Here is a 17,139-nt window from a genome sequence, read left to right as displayed (position 1 = left end):
GTCATACTCCCTTGTAGGTTAATAATATATAGCGTTAACCAAGAGTTTATCATTTATCGCAAAAACACGATATAACGCAGCGAATTCGTTTCATCGATACCAGAAAGAGGATAGAAATGATCGATTTTAAACTGAAGTTAAATTATCAACGCAAATATAACAGCAGTGATATCGATATTGATGATGAAATGCAGATCTCGCGCCAATTTGAAAGCGATCGCGGGCGTATTATTAATTCAGCGGCGATCCGTCGGTTACAACAAAAAACACAGGTATTTCCATTAGAGCAAAATTCGGCGGTACGAAGTCGATTAACCCATTCGCTGGAAGTACAACAAATAGGCCGTTATATCGCTAAGCAAATAATCGGCGAACTAAAAAAGCATAATAAATTAGAAGAATATGGCTTAAATGAGCGAATTGATAGCGTTGAAAGTTTAATTGAAATGGCGTGTTTAATGCACGATATTGGCAATCCGCCTTTTGGTCATTTTGGTGAAGCTGCAATTAAACATTGGTTTCGTAAGGTGTTAGCACCTGATGCTTCCATAGAATTTGATAATTGTCCTTTTTTACCTATTCGCTATTCAGCAGATCGACATTTAAATGAATTAAAACAGACTTTACGTCAAGACTTATGCCATTTCGAAGGCAATGCTCAGGCAATTCGCATGGCGCATCACTTGTTAAAACTCAATTTAACCTATGCGCAAATTGGCTGTGTTTTAAAATATACACGTCCAGCTTATTGGCAAGGTGCTACGCCGAAAGAATTTAGCTATTTAATGAAAAAACCAGGTTATTACTGGTCTGAAGCTGAATTTGTTAAGGAAGTACAAGAGAAACTTGCAATGAAAGATTTTTGTCGTTTCCCTCTGACTTATATTATGGAAGCGGCAGATGATATTTCTTATTGTATTGCTGATTTAGATGATGCGGTAGAAAAAGGCATTTTTGATATCAATCGTTTAGTGCAGTTATTAAAAAATGCATGGAGTGAAAGTGGTGCGGTAACAGAAGGTGATCTGTTTGATATCACTGTTAATCGAGCTTTTAAGAAAGTTGATCAAAATGAAGCTAAGCGTAGCATGCAAGATCAATTTTTTATGTATTTGCGCGTCTATATTACCGGAAAACTAGTACCTTACACCGCCTATCGCTTTATCAAGAACTTACCTCAAGTTTATGAAGGCAGCTTTAACCACGCTTTACTTGAAGGAAAGAGTGCTGAACATCGTTTATTGGCAACGTTAAAACGAGTGGCGCAAAAGTGGGTATTTAGTCATCCCGAAGTTGAAGAGCTTGAAATGAAGGGCTATCGAGTGATCAGTGGGTTATTGGATATTTATAAGCCATTGCTTTTATTATCGACCGATGATTTTCTAAGACTACATAAATATAATGAACATCCTGATTATGTTATTGAGACGCGTTTATATCATAAGCTTTCGATTAAACATAAGCTTGCTTATAATGAAGCATTAGAAAAAATTTACGATATTAATAGTGAAGAGGGAAAAACCTTAGAGTTTTATTATCGTACAAGATTGATACAAGATTATATCAGTGGTATGACCGACCATTATGCATATGAAGAATATAGAAAATTAATGGTATGTGATTAATGTGTAATCGATTGAAATATCTATCATATTGATTAATGATAATTTTTAGATTTTTCTTAGAGATAGTTACGCGTTATTAAAATAACAGAAAATATTTGTTATTAATTGTAAATATATTCAATGTAAACGTTATATATAATAGTTTTTAGTTATAGAATAATATTAAATCTATATAAAAGAGTACTTCTACTTGTTAGCATAAAAATATTTTTCGATTTCATAAAAATATTGCTTATATCAGTTAAGTAAATAACTTGTTCGATGGTATACTCTCCTCATATCTTATTCTAAATGGTCTAGTAAACACTTAATTCTGTTTGCGGAGTGAAAATGTCAAACTAGGCTGTTTTAGAGTTAATCCGCAATAGATTCATAAAATTTAATACTATGGTGCAGTTTTATTCCCCTAAAAAACGTCCTGCTAAAAAACAGGTAAAAAACTTGGCGGTAACCGCTAATGCATTGGATGCTAACGGTCAAGGTATTGCTCATGCTGAGGGCAAAACCATTTTTGTTAAAGGATTACTTCCACAAGAAACTGCACGCATTCGTTTGACCGAAGAAAAACGCCAGTTTGCCAAGGGAGAAGTGATCACACGGTTAACCACAAACCCAGAAAGAGTGACACCACCCTGTCAGTACTATCAACATTGTGGTGGGTGCCAGCAACAACATGTGCCTATTGATTGGCAACGCACCACTAAAGCTGAGGTTTTATCACATCTTATTAAACGTGAAACTAATGTGGTCATTTCAGCACAGCCTGTTATTGCCGGTGCGGAGTATGGCTATCGGCGCCGAGCAAGATTAGGGTTACGTTATCACCCTAAAAAGGGTTTGGTAATGGGATTTCGCCAAGCACTTTCTAATGACTTAGTGATGGTCACCCAATGCCCAGTATTAAAACCACAACTTAATGTACTGTTATTGCCACTGTGGCAGTGTTTAAAGCAACTCTCTGTCGTGCGTGATTTAGGTCATGTGGAATTAGTGTTAGCAGATAATGGGCCATTAGTGATTTTGCGTCATTTATCACCGCTATCTGAGGGTGATAAGCAATTGTTAGATGATTTTTCTCATCACGCTCAAGTGATGATATATCTGGCGGGTGATAATGGTGAGATCGCACAATTAACAACGATTGAGAAGGAACCCTTCTATCAGATAGAGGGTCTAAAATTACACTTTGCACCAACGGATTTTATTCAAGTTAATGATGAAATAAATCATAAGATGGTTGCTCAAGCGATAGCATGGCTCGATTTATCGCCAAACGATCGCGTACTAGACTTGTTTTGTGGCATGGGTAACTTCACATTACCTATGGCAAAGCGTGTTGATAAAGTCGTTGGTGTCGAAGGTGTTCCTGCACTGGTGGCAATGGCGAAAAAAAATGCTGAACTTAATCAATTAGATAATGTTCAGTTTTGGCATGCTGATTTATCCGCCGATTTTTCTGCTATGCCTTGGGCACAGGAAGGATTTAATAAAGTTCTGCTAGATCCCGCAAGAGCGGGAGCTGCACAAGTGATGTCACATATTGTGACGTTATCCGCAGAAAAAATTGTGTATGTTTCCTGTAATCCGACCACGTTAGCCAGAGATAGTAAGATATTATTAGATTCCGGATATCAGCTAACCCAGTTAAGAATGTTGGATATGTTTCCACAAACAGGGCATCTGGAATCAATGGCATTGTTTATTCGCAAATAAACAGATAGCCACTCAATAAGTCGCAGATAAGATTTATATCGAGTAGGGAGAGAATATGGTTGCAGTTAGAAGTGCTCACTTAACACCTGCAGGGGAGTTTGCCGTTGATAAATGGGTTAATAGCTTGAATTTAACTCATGCGAATGCGGGGAGTGAAATCATGCAAACCTGGGAATACTGTCATCGTACTGTTCAGGGCCGTGAAGATGCGCAACTGTTGCTATGGCGCGGTGTTGAGATGGTTGAACTTCTTTCGACACTCAGTATGGATAAAGATAGCATGAGGGCAGCACTTCTCTTCCCACTTGCTGAAGAAGATCTTATTAACCAGGAAGTTATCACTGAACATTTTGGTGAGGCGATATGGAATTTAGTGCGTGGCGTAATGGAGATGGATGCTATTCGCCAGCTTAAAGCGACACATACCAACGAAACTAGCTCAGTACAAGTCGATAATGTACGCCGTATGTTATTGTCTATGGTGGAAGATTTTCGTTGTGTAGTTATCAAACTCGCAGAGCGAATTGCCCATTTACGTGAAGTGAAAGACGCCACTGAGGATGAACGGGTCTTAGCGGCAAAAGAGTGTTTTAATATCTATGCACCATTAGCCAATCGATTGGGGATTGGACAATTAAAATGGGAGCTTGAAGATTTCTGTTTCCGTTATCTTCATCCTGATGAATATAAGCAAATTGCAAATTTACTGCATGAACGCCGTATTGATCGCGAACAGTATATTGATAATTTCGTCAGTACGGTGCGTGGTTATATGCAGCAAGAGAATATTGAAGTCGATATCTACGGACGTCCCAAGCACATCTATAGTATTTGGCGAAAAATGAAGAAAAAAAATCTCGCCTTTGATGAGCTATTTGATGTTCGTGCGGTACGTATTGTTGTCGAACGCCTACAAGATTGTTATGCCGCTTTAGGTATTGTACATACTCATTTTCGTCATTTACCCGATGAATTTGATGATTATGTTGCCAATCCAAAACCAAATGGTTACCAATCTATTCATACGGTAGTACTTGGCCCTGAAGGTAAAACCGTTGAGATCCAAATACGTACTCGTCAGATGCATGAAGATGCTGAATTAGGTGTTGCAGCGCATTGGAAATATAAAGAAGGTGCTACTGGTGCAACAACCAAAGGCGGGACGGGAAGTTATGAAAATCGTATTGCGTGGTTACGTAAATTAATTGCATGGCAAGAAGAGATGGCTGATTCTGGTGAAATGCTAGATGAAGTACGTAGTCAAGTATTTGATGATCGCGTCTATGTCTTTACGCCAAAAGGGGATGTGATTGATTTACCCGCAGGCTCGACACCATTAGATTTTGCTTATCATATTCATAGTGATGTTGGTCATCGCTGTATTGGTGCTAAAATCGGCGGGCGCATCGTTCCATTTAGCTATCAGCTACAAATGGGCGATCAAATTGAAATTATTACTCAAAAACACCCTAATCCAAGCCGAGACTGGCTAAACCCTAACCTTGGTTATGTGACAACCAGTCGTGGTAGAGCAAAAATCCACAATTGGTTCCGTAAACAAGATCGCGATAAAAATATTATTGCAGGCCGCCAAATCTTAGATAATGAATTAGCGCCGCTTGATATCAATATGAAAGAAGCAGAAAAACTGCTGATTGCTCGTTATAACGTCCATAGTCTTGATGAAGTGCTGGCAGGCATAGGCGTTGGTGATATCCGTATCAATCAATTAGTCAATTTCTTACAAAGTAAGCTGAATAAAGCCACAGCGGAAGATGAAGACAAAGAGGCGTTACGCTCATTAGAAAATAAAACGGCTACACCAAAAACAACCACGTCAGGTGGTGGCAGTATTGTGGTCGAGGGTGTCGGGAACTTAATGCATCATATCGCACGTTGTTGCCAACCTATTCCAGGCGATAATATCGTTGGATTTATTACCAAAGGGCGTGGTATTTCAATTCACCGTGCAGATTGTGATCAATTAGCTGAGTTACTTTCTCACGCACCAGAGCGTATTGTCGATGCGGTGTGGGGTGAGAATTACTCAAGTGGTTATTCATTAGTGGTGCGGGTTGTGGCTAATGATCGCAGTGGTTTATTACGCGATATCACCACTATTTTAGCTAATGAAAAAGTGAATGTGCTGGGAGTTAGTAGCCGCAGTGATGTGAAGCAACAAATAGCGACTATTGATATGAATATTGAGATTTATAATCTCCAAGTATTAGGGCGTATTTTAGCGAAACTCAATCAATTACCTGATGTCATAGAAGCCAAACGCTTTTCTCATTAAGACATTGGTCACCTTAACGGATAAAATGCCAAGCACAATGTGTCTTGGCATTTTTTTACGAAATTTTGTTAACTCGACATAACGATCACTTTTATATACAAGGCCAGATAATGTCAGAAAACCGTGAAATTTTACGTTTATTAGCCATTATGGCGCAATTACGTGATCCTCAAACAGGCTGTGAGTGGGATAGGGTACAAACCTTTGACACCATAGCCCCCTATACATTAGAAGAAACCTATGAAGTACTGGATGCCATTGCTCGCAAAGATTTTACCGCACTTAAAGAGGAGTTAGGGGACTTACTCTATCAGGTCGTTTTTTATGCCAGAATGGCGCAAGAACAGCAATTATTTGATTTTAATGATGTCTGCGAAGCCATCAGCAATAAATTAGAACGTCGTCATCCACATATTTTTGCTACAGAAAATGAAAATAATTTAGCGACTGAAAAGCATCGTTGGGAAAAAATCAAGGCTCAAGAGCGTGAAGCGAAAGCACAATATTCATTACTTGATGATATTCCTGCTACTTTACCGGCACTGATGAAAGCAGAGAAAATGCAAAAGCGCTGTGCCTCCGTTGGCTTTGATTGGCACGAGCTTTCCCCTGTATTAGATAAAGTGTATGAAGAAATAGATGAAGTGATGGCAGAGGTGAAAAAAGCCCCTAGAGATGATCAACGTATTGAGGATGAATTGGGGGATTTGCTTTTTTCTGTGGTTAATTTATCGCGCCATTTAAAACAGAAGCCAGAGCAGGCACTTAATCGAGCTTGTCGTAAATTTGAGCAACGGTTTAGGTTTGTTGAAAAAATGCTCACAGAGCAGGGTATAAACATAGAAAATGCTTCATTAGAAGAGATGGAGATCAGTTGGCAAAAAGCGAAGGAAAAAGAAATTGAGTGAAGAATGACTCATCATTATTTGTTTTTGTGACATTAAGTGCGAAAAACAATAGATAGAATCTCATTGTTTTTGCTCACTTTTTATAAAAAATTATAAAAGGCGAAATTATAAAAGGTAATTTCGCTTTTTTTATTTTAGGTGGCTTTAAATATCGTTGTTGCATTTGATTTGCTAAAAAGTGTGATTAACCTCAAAAAAATTAAAAGCATGATCATAAGCAAAAGATATGTCACGAAACCTGCTACACTTTATATCGTGAAAAAAATAAAGCATCTATTCTCTAAAAGTGATATCTTAGCTGAAAGGATTAAGCTAAAATGCTTGAGAAATATTTTCACGGGTTTAGTTGATTGAATTTTTACTGTTTTTTCGTGTTTAAACGGATAAGTAATGTGATGAAAAAGAACTTTATACAACTAAGAATGTTTGTAGCGAAAATAAGGTTCGGGTATACTGTGTTCCCGTCCAGTTATATCCATCATCCAAATACACCTAAACTTTCAGGTTCAGCATGAAAACGAATTATATTTTTGTGACCGGCGGGGTCGTATCCTCTCTGGGTAAAGGCATTGCCGCAGCCTCTTTAGCGGCTATACTAGAAGCCCGTGGACTCAATGTCACCATGATGAAGTTAGATCCGTATATTAACGTCGATCCAGGTACAATGAGCCCAATTCAACACGGAGAAGTCTTCGTCACTGACGATGGAGCTGAAACTGATCTTGACTTAGGCCATTACGAGCGCTTTATTCGCACGAAAATGACGCGTCGTAATAACTTTACGACCGGCCGTGTATACTCAGAAGTGCTACGCAAAGAGCGTCGTGGTGACTATCTTGGTGCTACTATCCAAGTTATTCCTCATATCACTAATGAAATCAAAGAACGCATCATCCGTGGCGGTGAAGGTCATGATGTCGTGTTAGTTGAAGTTGGTGGTACTGTCGGTGATATCGAATCACTTCCTTTCTTAGAAGCTATCCGTCAAATGGCGGCAGAAGTAGGGCGTGAGCATACTTTCTATCTGCACTTAACATTAGTGCCTTATTTAGCGGCTTCGGGTGAAGTAAAAACCAAACCAACGCAACACTCTGTAAAAGAGTTACTCTCGATTGGTATTCAACCAGATGCATTAATTTGTCGCTCAGATCGCGTTATTCCAGCTAATGAACGCGCCAAAATTGCACTGTTTTGTAATGTTCCCGAGAAAGCGGTTATCTCATTAAAAGATGTCGATTCCATTTATAAAATCCCTGCACTCTTGAAATCGCAAGGATTAGATGATTATATCTGTAAACGATTCAGCTTGGATTGCCCAGTGGCAAATCTGTCTGAGTGGGAACAGGTTATCTACGAAGAAGCCAATCCTGAAGGCGAAGTTACCATTGGTATGGTTGGTAAATATGTTGAATTACCAGATGCCTATAAATCAGTGATTGAAGCATTAAAACATGGTGGTTTCAAAAGCCGTGTTGCGGTAAATATCAAATTAATTGATTCTCAAGATGTGGAAACTCGTGGTGTAGAAATCCTAAAAGGGTTAGACGCAATCTTAGTTCCAGGTGGTTTTGGTGAACGTGGTGTTGAGGGCAAAATTATGGCTGCTCGATATGCACGTGAAAATAAAATCCCTTATTTAGGCATCTGTTTAGGTATGCAGGTGGCTATGATTGAATTTGCACGTAATGTTGCCAATATGGAAGATGCTAACTCCACAGAGTTTGCACCTGATTGTAAATACCCAGTTATTGCGCTTATTACTGAATGGCGTGATGAGAATGGCAATCTTGAAGTGCGTACAGAAAATAGTGACTTAGGTGGAACAATGCGCCTTGGTGCACAACCTTGTCATTTAAGTGGCGATAGTTTAGTGCGTACTCTGTATGGTAAAAATACGATTACAGAGCGTCATCGTCATCGTTATGAAGTGAATAATCTATTGTTAAAACGTATCGAAGATGCGGGTTTACGTATTGCAGGTCGTTCAGTTGATAACAAGCTGGTGGAAATTATTGAAAATCCAAATCATCCTTGGTTTGTTGCTTGTCAATTCCACCCTGAGTTTACCTCAACGCCACGTGACGGCCATCCGTTATTTGCTGGCTTTGTGAAAGCAGCCTTTGACTACCAAAAAGGCTTGCTAAAATAGGATATGTGAGAAGAGAGCGCGTATCTCTCTTCTCGGAAATTTAACTTGTACAGAGGAAAACCGTATGTCCAAAATCGTTAAAGTACTTGGTCGTGAAATTATCGATTCTCGTGGCAACCCAACAGTTGAAGCTGAAGTTCACTTAGAAGGTGGTTTTGTTGGTATGGCGGCGGCTCCATCAGGCGCATCAACAGGTTCTCGTGAAGCTTTAGAATTACGTGATGGCGATAAGTCACGTTTCTTAGGTAAAGGTGTTCTGAAAGCGGTTGAAGCTGTTAATGGACCAATCGCTAAAGCTCTTTTGGGTCAAGATGCTAAAGACCAAGCTAATATCGATAAAATCATGATCGATTTAGATGGTACTGAAAACAAATCAAACTTTGGTGCAAACGCAATCCTAGCTGTTTCTTTAGCAAACGCAAAAGCAGCTGCTGCAGCGAAAGGTATGCCTTTGTATGAGCATATTTCTGATCTGAACGGTACTCACGGTCAATACTCAATGCCTTTACCAATGATGAATATCATCAATGGTGGTGAGCATGCTGATAACAACGTTGATATCCAAGAGTTTATGATCCAACCTGTTGGCGCGCCTACTCTGAAAGAAGCGGTTCGTATGGGTTCTGAAATCTTCCATCACTTAGCAAAAGTGCTGAAAGCAAAAGGCATGAACACCGCGGTAGGTGATGAAGGTGGTTATGCGCCAAACTTAGAATCTAATGCGGCTGCATTAGCGGCTATCAAAGAAGCAGTAGAAGCTGCGGGTTATGTTTTAGGTAAAGATGTAACTCTGGCTATGGACTGTGCTGCATCTGAATTCTATAACAATGAGACTGGTAACTACGAACTGAAAGGCGAAGGTAAAACTTTCACTTCACAAGAATTCACTCATTACTTAGAAGAGCTGACTAAACAGTATCCAATCGTTTCTATCGAAGATGGCTTAAACGAATCTGACTGGGATGGTTTCGCATACCAAACTAAAGTACTTGGTGACAAAATCCAACTGGTTGGTGACGACCTGTTTGTAACTAATACTAAGATCCTAAAAGAAGGTATCGATAAAGGTATTGCTAACTCTATCCTGATCAAATTTAACCAAATCGGTTCACTGACAGAAACGTTAGCTGCTATCAAAATGGCGAAAGACGCAGGTTATACTGCTATCATCTCTCACCGCTCTGGTGAAACAGAAGATGCAACTATCGCTGATTTAGCAGTAGGTACAGCAGCAGGTCAAATCAAAACAGGTTCTATGAGCCGTTCTGACCGTGTTGCTAAATATAACCAGCTGATCCGTATCGAAGAAGCATTAGGTAGCAAAGCACCTTTCAATGGTCTGAAAGAAGTTAAAGGCCAAGCATAATCGTAATTTCGATTAGAAAGATTTATTAATTTTAAATGGGTGAATGTATTGTTCACCCATTTTTTTTGGCGCTAAATAGGGAAAGTAGGATATTTACACTAGAACAATGGAATAAAAAGTGTGATGCGTAAGAGAAAATAGTGTTCAATTTTTACTCTTTTATTAATAAATCGGTTAATTCTCGTGGATCAGATCCCAATTATAACTTTTGCACATTTTCAATGGAGTGAAATGTTTTTATATTTCACATATAACCTATTTCGTTAACAATTATGGCTTAGTGAACTTAATGTTCACGTCAGCTAATGTGGAGTATTATCATGGATGCGTCCAATTTAGCCCCATCGGCGAAATCAAGCCCGATAAACAAACGAGGGTTAATTATTTTAGCAATCGACGTTGTACTACTGCTGTTATTGCTAGAATTTTTACCCTACGATCCAAAAGCTAATGCAGGTTTAGCGTTAATGGTGTTTGTGGGTGTGTTATGGCTGACAGAAGCTATTCACGTAACTATTACAGCGTTGTTTATTCCAATCCTTGCGGTAGTGCTCGGGTTAATGAACACCAATGAATCGCTAAAATCTTTTGCTAATCCGATTATTTTCTTATTCTTCGGAGGATTTGCATTAGCAACAGCGCTTCATATTCAAGGATTAGATCGCTTAATCGCTAACCGCTTATTGATGATTGCTAAAGGTAAGCTCTCCATTGCTGTCTTGTTACTTTTTGGGGTAACGGCATTACTCTCAATGTGGATCAGTAACACGGCAACTGCGGCAATGATGTTACCGTTAGTGTTAGGGATTTTATCTAACTTAGATATTCGTTCAGAACGTAATACTTTCGTCTTCGTACTATTAGGTGTTGCTTATAGTGCCAGTATCGGTGGTTTAGGTACGTTGGTGGGTAGCCCGCCAAATGCAATTGCTGCTGCGCAACTAAATTTAGATTTTATTACTTGGATGAAGTACGGTGTTCCAATCATGTTAGTGCTATTGCCTATCATGTTTATTGTGATGTATCTGATGCTACGTCCTAACCTAAAACATAAGTTTGATCTGAAATTAGAAGTGTTAGAGTGGAATAACAAACGTGTTATTACCATGATTATCTTCTTAGTAACGGTATTTTGCTGGATCTTTAGCTCCTTTATCAGTAGTGCTTTCGGTGGTGTGAAAGATTTAGATACCGTCATTGCAGTCAGTGCCGCTATTGTCATCGGGGTGACGGGTGTAGCAAGTTGGAGCCAAATTCAGGAAAATACAGAGTGGGGCGTATTAATGCTGTTTGGTGGCGGTTTAACACTGAGCGCAATTTTACAATCTTCTGGTGCAAGTTTGGTTATGGCTGATTTTATGAAAGATACTTTTGGTAACAGCCATTGGTTTGTCATTATTCTTGCTGTAACAACCTTTATTATTGTTTTAACTGAATTCACCAGTAATACCGCCAGCGCTGCGTTACTTGTTCCTATCTTTGCAACGGTGGCACAAGCTTTAGGTATGCCTGTTATGGCGTTAACGATGATTATTGGTATCGGTGCATCATGTGCCTTTATGTTACCAGTGGCAACGCCACCCAATGCTATTGTATTTGGCTCCGGATATATTAAACAGACAGAGATGGTACGTGTAGGTGGAGTACTTAACCTTGTGTGTATTTTAGTTATCTCTCTCTTTGCGTGGTTCTTCTGGTTATAATTACAATTACTAATTAATAAATAAAAGGTATCTATAAAAATAGGTACCTTTTTTATTTTAATTAAATTAGTTTTTTATTTTAATTGTTCTAATTTTTTTAATTTTATTAAATTAGAAAAAAAACAAATTGTACCTATACTTTAATTTCATTCTTTATTCTAATAAAAATAGTAGGTACAGGTTATGATTACAGTTTTAGATTATTTATTAGTAAGATTAAAAGAGTTAGAAATTAAAACTATTTTTGGTGTTCCCGGCGATTATAATTTACCTTTTATTGGTGTTGTTGATAATGATAAAGATATTCAATGGGTAGGCGCATGTAATGAATTAAATGCATCATATGCTTGTGAAGGATATGCACGGATCAAAGGTTTTTCTGCTCTGTGTACAACCTATGGAGTGGGGGAGTTAAGTGCGATAAATGGTGTTGCTGGCGCATTTGCAGAGCAGGTTCCCATTATTCATATTGTTGGCGCGCCTTCTCAGTCAAAGCAAGAGAAAGGAAAAACATTACATCATTGTTTAGCGACGGGTAGGTTTGATGCCTTTGAAAAAATGTATCGTCATATTTCAAAAACAACGGCTGTATTAACATATCACAATGCGACGGAAGAAATTGATAGAGTATTAGAAACATTGTGGCGTTATCGATATCCGGTTTATTTATTAATACCAGAGGATGTCGGTGTGATGAAAGTTAATAAACCAAAGTTACCATTACAATTAACATTACCTCAAAGTAATCCCGACGATTTAAATAAAGTTATTACTCTTCTTGAAAATAAAATTAAGCAATCAAAATCACCATGTATTATTATTGGCGAACAAGTATCACGTTACCAATTAAGAAAACAAGTTGAGAATTTATTAGAAAAAACTAATCTGCCGTTTTTTACTGTATGGGGAAGTAAAGGGGTTGTTGATGAAGGGTGTCAACAGTATGGTGGAATATTATTTGGTGAATTATCTAATCCACAAGGTTTAGATTATATTATAAATTCTGATTTAATTATTAGTCTTGGGGTGAGTTGGGATGAAGTTAATACAGCGGGATTTACCTTCGAGGTTCCCACACAAAATTGCTATCAATTTTATGATACTTATAGCTTAATTGAGGAAGAGAAGATTTATGGCATTTCTTTACTCGATATGCCTAATGCCTTATTAGCCCTTGACTATATTTATCCCCACAACATAGCGTTACTACCGCAAAAAATAGTACCGCCTGATTGGCAAGGACTGATAAAAATAGATTCTATTCCTCTTCTGTTAGATAAAGTCCTTGATGATAATTCGGTTATTCTTGCTGAAGCAGGCAATGCTTTTTTATGTGCTGTTAATCATATATTTTCTGGTAACAGTCAATTAGTGGTCAGTAATATTTGGGCATCCATTGGTTATACTTTACCCGCCGCATTAGGTGTTACTCTTGCATTAGAAAACCAAGGACGTGCCTTTGTTGTTATTGGTGATGGTGCATTTCAGATGACTGCACAAGAGCTTTCTACTTTATTACGCTTAAAACTCAATCCCGTTATTTTTATTGTTAATAATCAAGGTTACGCATTTGAAAAGATCTTTTACGGGCCTAAAGATACCTTTAATGATATCCAAAACTGGAATTACTCACAGTTACCTGAGCTATTTAATTGTGATGCTTATAGTGTGAAAGTGGATAGTCTAGAAGCGTTAGAAACCGTATTACCTTTATTAAAGGTGCATCAAGATAAACTGTGCCTTGTTGAACTTGATATGGATAAACATGACTATTCGGAGCCAATCAGTGAATTTATTGCGTTGCTTAATCAGTATAAATGATGGGTATTAAAATGTTATAAAGTAAACAGCCATCTAACTATCCGCTCGATAGTTAGATGGCGTTAACTGTTTATCAAGGCGCTAAAAACTATTTTTTTAAGTAAAGCGTTAATTGCGTTCCCGGTTTTAACATCTTGATATCAGCATTCCAGCTCATTAATTGCTTAAGATTAATATTGTGACGACGAGCAATACTGTAATAAGAGTCACCTTGACGAACTTTATAGTAACTTGGTGAAGCGCCGGTTGGTTTGCTTGTTGGACGATTGTTCACACTACCTGCATTATGAATTTTTAATGTTTGCCCAACTAATAAGGTACTCTTTGCACTTAATCCATTGAGTCGTTGTAGCTCTTTTACGCTCATATTATAACGTCGAGCAATGGCATAAAATGAATCACCGGAGCGGACTTTATAAATGCCTTCTTGCTTAATCGACTGATTGGCTTTAGCTACTGCTAAACGGATGGTCTTTAAAATCGCTTCGTCAGCAAACGCATTTTGGAACTGCGCAAGTTTATTACGAGGAAGTAAAATAACATGAGGGCCATTTGGTGCGGTGATCCCGCGCTTATAGCCAGGGTTATAGTCTTTTACGGTTGTAATAGGTAATTGGCTAAGTTCAGCGACTTTGCTTAATGTTATCTGTTCGCCAATATCAATTGCGGCTAATGATTTATCGCGATAGTTACTTTTCGGGAAAGTGATATCGGCTTCATTGTCACGGATAACTTTACTTAAGGCGAGAATTTTAGGCACATAATTCATGGTCTCTTTGGGTAATGAAAGTGACCAGTAATCGGTAGGTAGGTTTTTGCTCTCATTAGCTTTTATCGCTTGCATAACACGACCTTCGCCCGCATTGTAAGCGGCTAATGCTAAAGGCCAGTCACTATCAAACATAATGTAAAGGCGCTCAAGCAAATCTAAGGCTGCATTAGTAGAAGCGACAACATCACGGCGACCGTCATACCATTGATTTTGTGCTAGACCATAATAATTAGCTGTGACAGGGACAAATTGCCATAAGCCCGCCGCTTTAGCTGAAGAGGTGACATGAGGATTAAACGCGCTTTCCACCACCGGAACCAGTGCAAGCTCCATCGGTAGATTACGTTTTTCTATTTCCTCAATAATCCAATACATATAAGGCTCTGCACGTAATGCAACGGTTTGTATATGTTTTGGATTATTTAAAAAATAAGTTTCTTGCTGCGAAATCCTTTCATTGTCAGGGATATCCATTTTTAATTCACTTACTACATAACCCCACAAATTGGTTTTTATATCATATTGTGGTTGGTAAGAAGTTGAAGTCCCTAAAGATGTGGGTGTTATCGCAGACAAATCGGGTTTTATGCTCTTAGATTGCTGGCAACCCGCCAATAGCAATATAGAGAACAAAATCACTTTTGTCTTCATGTTCGAAAATTAGTCCTGTGTGTTTTTTGCCCTAAATAATACTAGTGTTCCCAAATAAAACAACCGATAGGAACTAAAAGTTGTCTTTTAATTCTCTTAATTTTGTAAATGTCTTTATTGGAGCATAAGTATTAGAAGTTATACCTAAAATTCTTTGTAAATCAATATCGTCAGATTTTAGAAAAAGATTAATATTCTTTTCATTTTTCAGTGTTATTGGCACTGTTGGTTGCAAATGATGGCGCATTTCAGTAACTTGGTTTAAATAATCGGTAATATCAGGATTTTTTGGCATAATATGGTGCGCAAAGGTCAAATTAGCTAATGTATACTCATGGGCACAACAAATTAAGGTGTTATCAGGTAATGCCATTAACTTTTGTAATGAGCTAAACATTTGTTGTGCACTACCTTCAAATAAACGTCCGCAACCGCCGGAAAATAGCGTGTCACCGCAAAATAAATAAGGTTCGCTATAGTAGGCGACATGACCTAATGTATGGCCTGGTGTTCCGATGACTAAAAAAGAAAAAGAATCAATAATAATGTGTTCTTGATCATGAATAATTTTATTAGCGCCTTTAGTTTGTGTTTCTTGTGGACCAAAAACCTCAATGTTAGGATATTTACTAACCAACCCAGCAACACCACCGACATGATCTTCGTGGTGATGAGTTAACAAAATAGCGACAGGTGTTAATGAACGTTGTGAGATAGTATCTATAACCGGTTTGGCTTGGGAAGGATCGACAATCACACATTCACTATTTTCATTACTTAATAGCCAAATGTAGTTATCGGATAAAGCGGGAATTCTGATAAGCTCCATAAAGTTACCTTACTTATAAATATAAAAGGGTTAAACGATGAAAGCAGCGCGTTCGGGAAAACCAATTTGTATGCCAAGCTCTTGGCGTAATATTCCTTGGGGAGAATATTACCGCATGGCAATTGAATTGCGATTACAAAATTGGTGGCCGAAAATATACGGTTTTCATATGCTTAAATTAGGTCAACTTAGTGCTGAACTCGATACTAAATCCAGTATGGTCTCACATCAAGTTAACGTGACTACAACGACGACAAACACAGATGTTATGGCGTCTCTCAATTATCTGCCATTTGAAAATAAATCGGTTGATGTCTGTCTTATGGCTCATGTTTTAGATTACAGTGCAGACCCTCATTGGTTATTAAGAGAAGCCGATCGTGTATTAGTGGATGACGGTTGGATCATCCTATCAAGTTTTAATCCTATCAGCCTATTAGGTATAGGAAAATGTACGCCTATTTTACGGCATAAACAGCCCTATTATTGTCGGATGTTTTCACTTCGTCGCCAAGTTGATTGGCTAAGTGTGCTTAATTATGAAGTGATAACACAACAGAACTTCCAGATTATGCCATTTTCCCGTCCCGTAAAACGTGATGGTAAGCGCTATCATGTCGGGGGATGTTTAAATTTAATATTAGCGCGTAAAAGAACACTTCCTTTAACACCCACCGCGATGAAGTTTGCATTACCGCGTATGAGTGTAAAAGGCAGAGTTTTAGGCGCTACACGTAATCGACCTGATTAATATCACTATCTGCCGTTATTACTCTCAGGTTTTATCTTGTTGACTTTCTAGATAGCCAGTATCTTCTTTTGTGGGAGATTGCGCGGCCGCTTTGGCCAGTTCATCACAGCGTTCATTTTCGTCATGACCGGCGTGACCTTTAACCCAATGCCATTCAATTTCATGACGCTCAATGGCTTTATCAAGACGCTTCCATAAATCAACATTCAGCACAGGGCTTTTATCTGCTTTACGCCATTGGCGTTTTTTCCAACTATGTATCCACTTGGTAATTCCCTGTCTGACATACTGGCTATCCGTAGTCAGTGTAATTTTACAAGGGAATTTTAACGCTTCTAATGCTACGATAGCAGCAAGGAGTTCCATGCGGTTATTGGTGGTCATAAAAAAACCTTCACTAAGGGTTTTTTCATGCTGTTGGTAGCGTAAAATTGCACCATAACCACCAGGACCTGGGTTGCCTAAACATGAACCATCGGTGAATATTTCTACCTGCTTGTGCATAAAGGCGACTTATCCTTTTTAAGTAATACGAAAAATTAACCCTAAGTCTGA

At 38.4% G+C, this 17,139-nt stretch carries 12 protein-coding genes; 9 read left to right on the top strand and 3 right to left on the bottom strand.

Annotated elements, in window-relative coordinates; genetic code table 11:
• Window positions 1-116: 116 nt before the first annotated feature.
• The 8 genes from dgt (at window position 117) to GWI58_RS15150 (ending at window position 13,581) form a co-directional block, all read left to right on the top strand.
• A complete protein-coding gene (gene dgt / locus GWI58_RS15190; protein ID WP_020945249.1) occupies window positions 117-1,625 on the top strand; it encodes a dGTPase in 1,509 nt (502 codons plus the stop codon).
• A 387-nt stretch (window positions 1,626-2,012) separates the two neighbouring features.
• Window positions 2,013-3,338 (top strand): 23S rRNA (uracil(1939)-C(5))-methyltransferase RlmD, encoded by a 1,326-nt coding sequence (rlmD, locus tag GWI58_RS15185; RefSeq protein WP_004244987.1) that lies wholly within the window; start codon window positions 2,013-2,015, stop codon window positions 3,336-3,338.
• Window positions 3,339-3,393: 55 nt separating this feature from the next.
• Window positions 3,394-5,634 carry a GTP diphosphokinase gene (gene relA, locus GWI58_RS15180; protein ID WP_020945250.1) on the top strand — a complete coding sequence of 747 codons (2,241 nt, stop codon included), beginning with the start codon at window positions 3,394-3,396 and terminating at the stop codon, window positions 5,632-5,634.
• A gap of 110 nt (window positions 5,635-5,744) precedes the next feature.
• Complete coding sequence (gene mazG / locus GWI58_RS15175; RefSeq protein ID WP_004247293.1) at window positions 5,745-6,542, top strand: nucleoside triphosphate pyrophosphohydrolase; 798 nt, start codon at window positions 5,745-5,747, stop codon at window positions 6,540-6,542.
• Between the two features lie 511 nt (window positions 6,543-7,053).
• Window positions 7,054-8,691 carry a glutamine hydrolyzing CTP synthase gene (gene pyrG / locus GWI58_RS15165; protein WP_004244983.1) on the top strand — a complete coding sequence of 546 codons (1,638 nt, stop codon included), beginning with the start codon at window positions 7,054-7,056 and terminating at the stop codon, window positions 8,689-8,691.
• A gap of 64 nt (window positions 8,692-8,755) precedes the next feature.
• Complete coding sequence (gene eno / locus GWI58_RS15160; protein ID WP_004244982.1) at window positions 8,756-10,057, top strand: phosphopyruvate hydratase; 1,302 nt, start codon at window positions 8,756-8,758, stop codon at window positions 10,055-10,057.
• 320 nt (window positions 10,058-10,377) lie between these two features.
• Window positions 10,378-11,760, top strand: coding sequence for an SLC13 family permease (locus GWI58_RS15155; RefSeq protein ID WP_004247295.1), 1,383 nt, complete (start codon window positions 10,378-10,380; stop codon window positions 11,758-11,760).
• 183 nt (window positions 11,761-11,943) lie between these two features.
• Window positions 11,944-13,581 (top strand): alpha-keto acid decarboxylase family protein, encoded by a 1,638-nt coding sequence (locus GWI58_RS15150; RefSeq protein WP_161769316.1) that lies wholly within the window; start codon window positions 11,944-11,946, stop codon window positions 13,579-13,581.
• A gap of 88 nt (window positions 13,582-13,669) precedes the next feature.
• Here GWI58_RS15150 and mltD read toward each other — a convergent pair whose 3' ends face one another.
• Window positions 13,670-15,004: a murein transglycosylase D gene (gene mltD, locus GWI58_RS15145; protein WP_004244978.1), complete on the bottom strand. Its 1,335-nt coding sequence runs from the start codon at window positions 15,002-15,004 to the stop codon at window positions 13,670-13,672.
• Between the two features lie 73 nt (window positions 15,005-15,077).
• Entirely contained in the window at window positions 15,078-15,833 is a 756-nt protein-coding gene (gloB, locus tag GWI58_RS15140) for a hydroxyacylglutathione hydrolase (protein ID WP_060555270.1), read from the bottom strand.
• Window positions 15,834-15,870: 37 nt separating this feature from the next.
• Between gloB and GWI58_RS15135 the strand changes: the two genes are divergently transcribed.
• Window positions 15,871-16,584, top strand: a complete 714-nt coding sequence (locus tag GWI58_RS15135; protein ID WP_004244976.1) for a class I SAM-dependent methyltransferase — start codon at window positions 15,871-15,873, stop codon at window positions 16,582-16,584.
• Between the two features lie 24 nt (window positions 16,585-16,608).
• On the opposite strand, the gene rnhA is transcribed toward GWI58_RS15135, so the two are convergent.
• Entirely contained in the window at window positions 16,609-17,088 is a 480-nt protein-coding gene (rnhA, locus tag GWI58_RS15130) for a ribonuclease HI (RefSeq protein WP_004244975.1), read from the bottom strand.
• Window positions 17,089-17,139: the final 51 nt, after the last annotated feature.

Source organism: Proteus sp. G2674 (assembly GCF_009915195.1).
Lineage (GTDB): Bacteria > Pseudomonadota > Gammaproteobacteria > Enterobacterales > Enterobacteriaceae > Proteus > Proteus mirabilis.
This window is presented reverse-complemented; position numbering and strand designations above follow the sequence as displayed.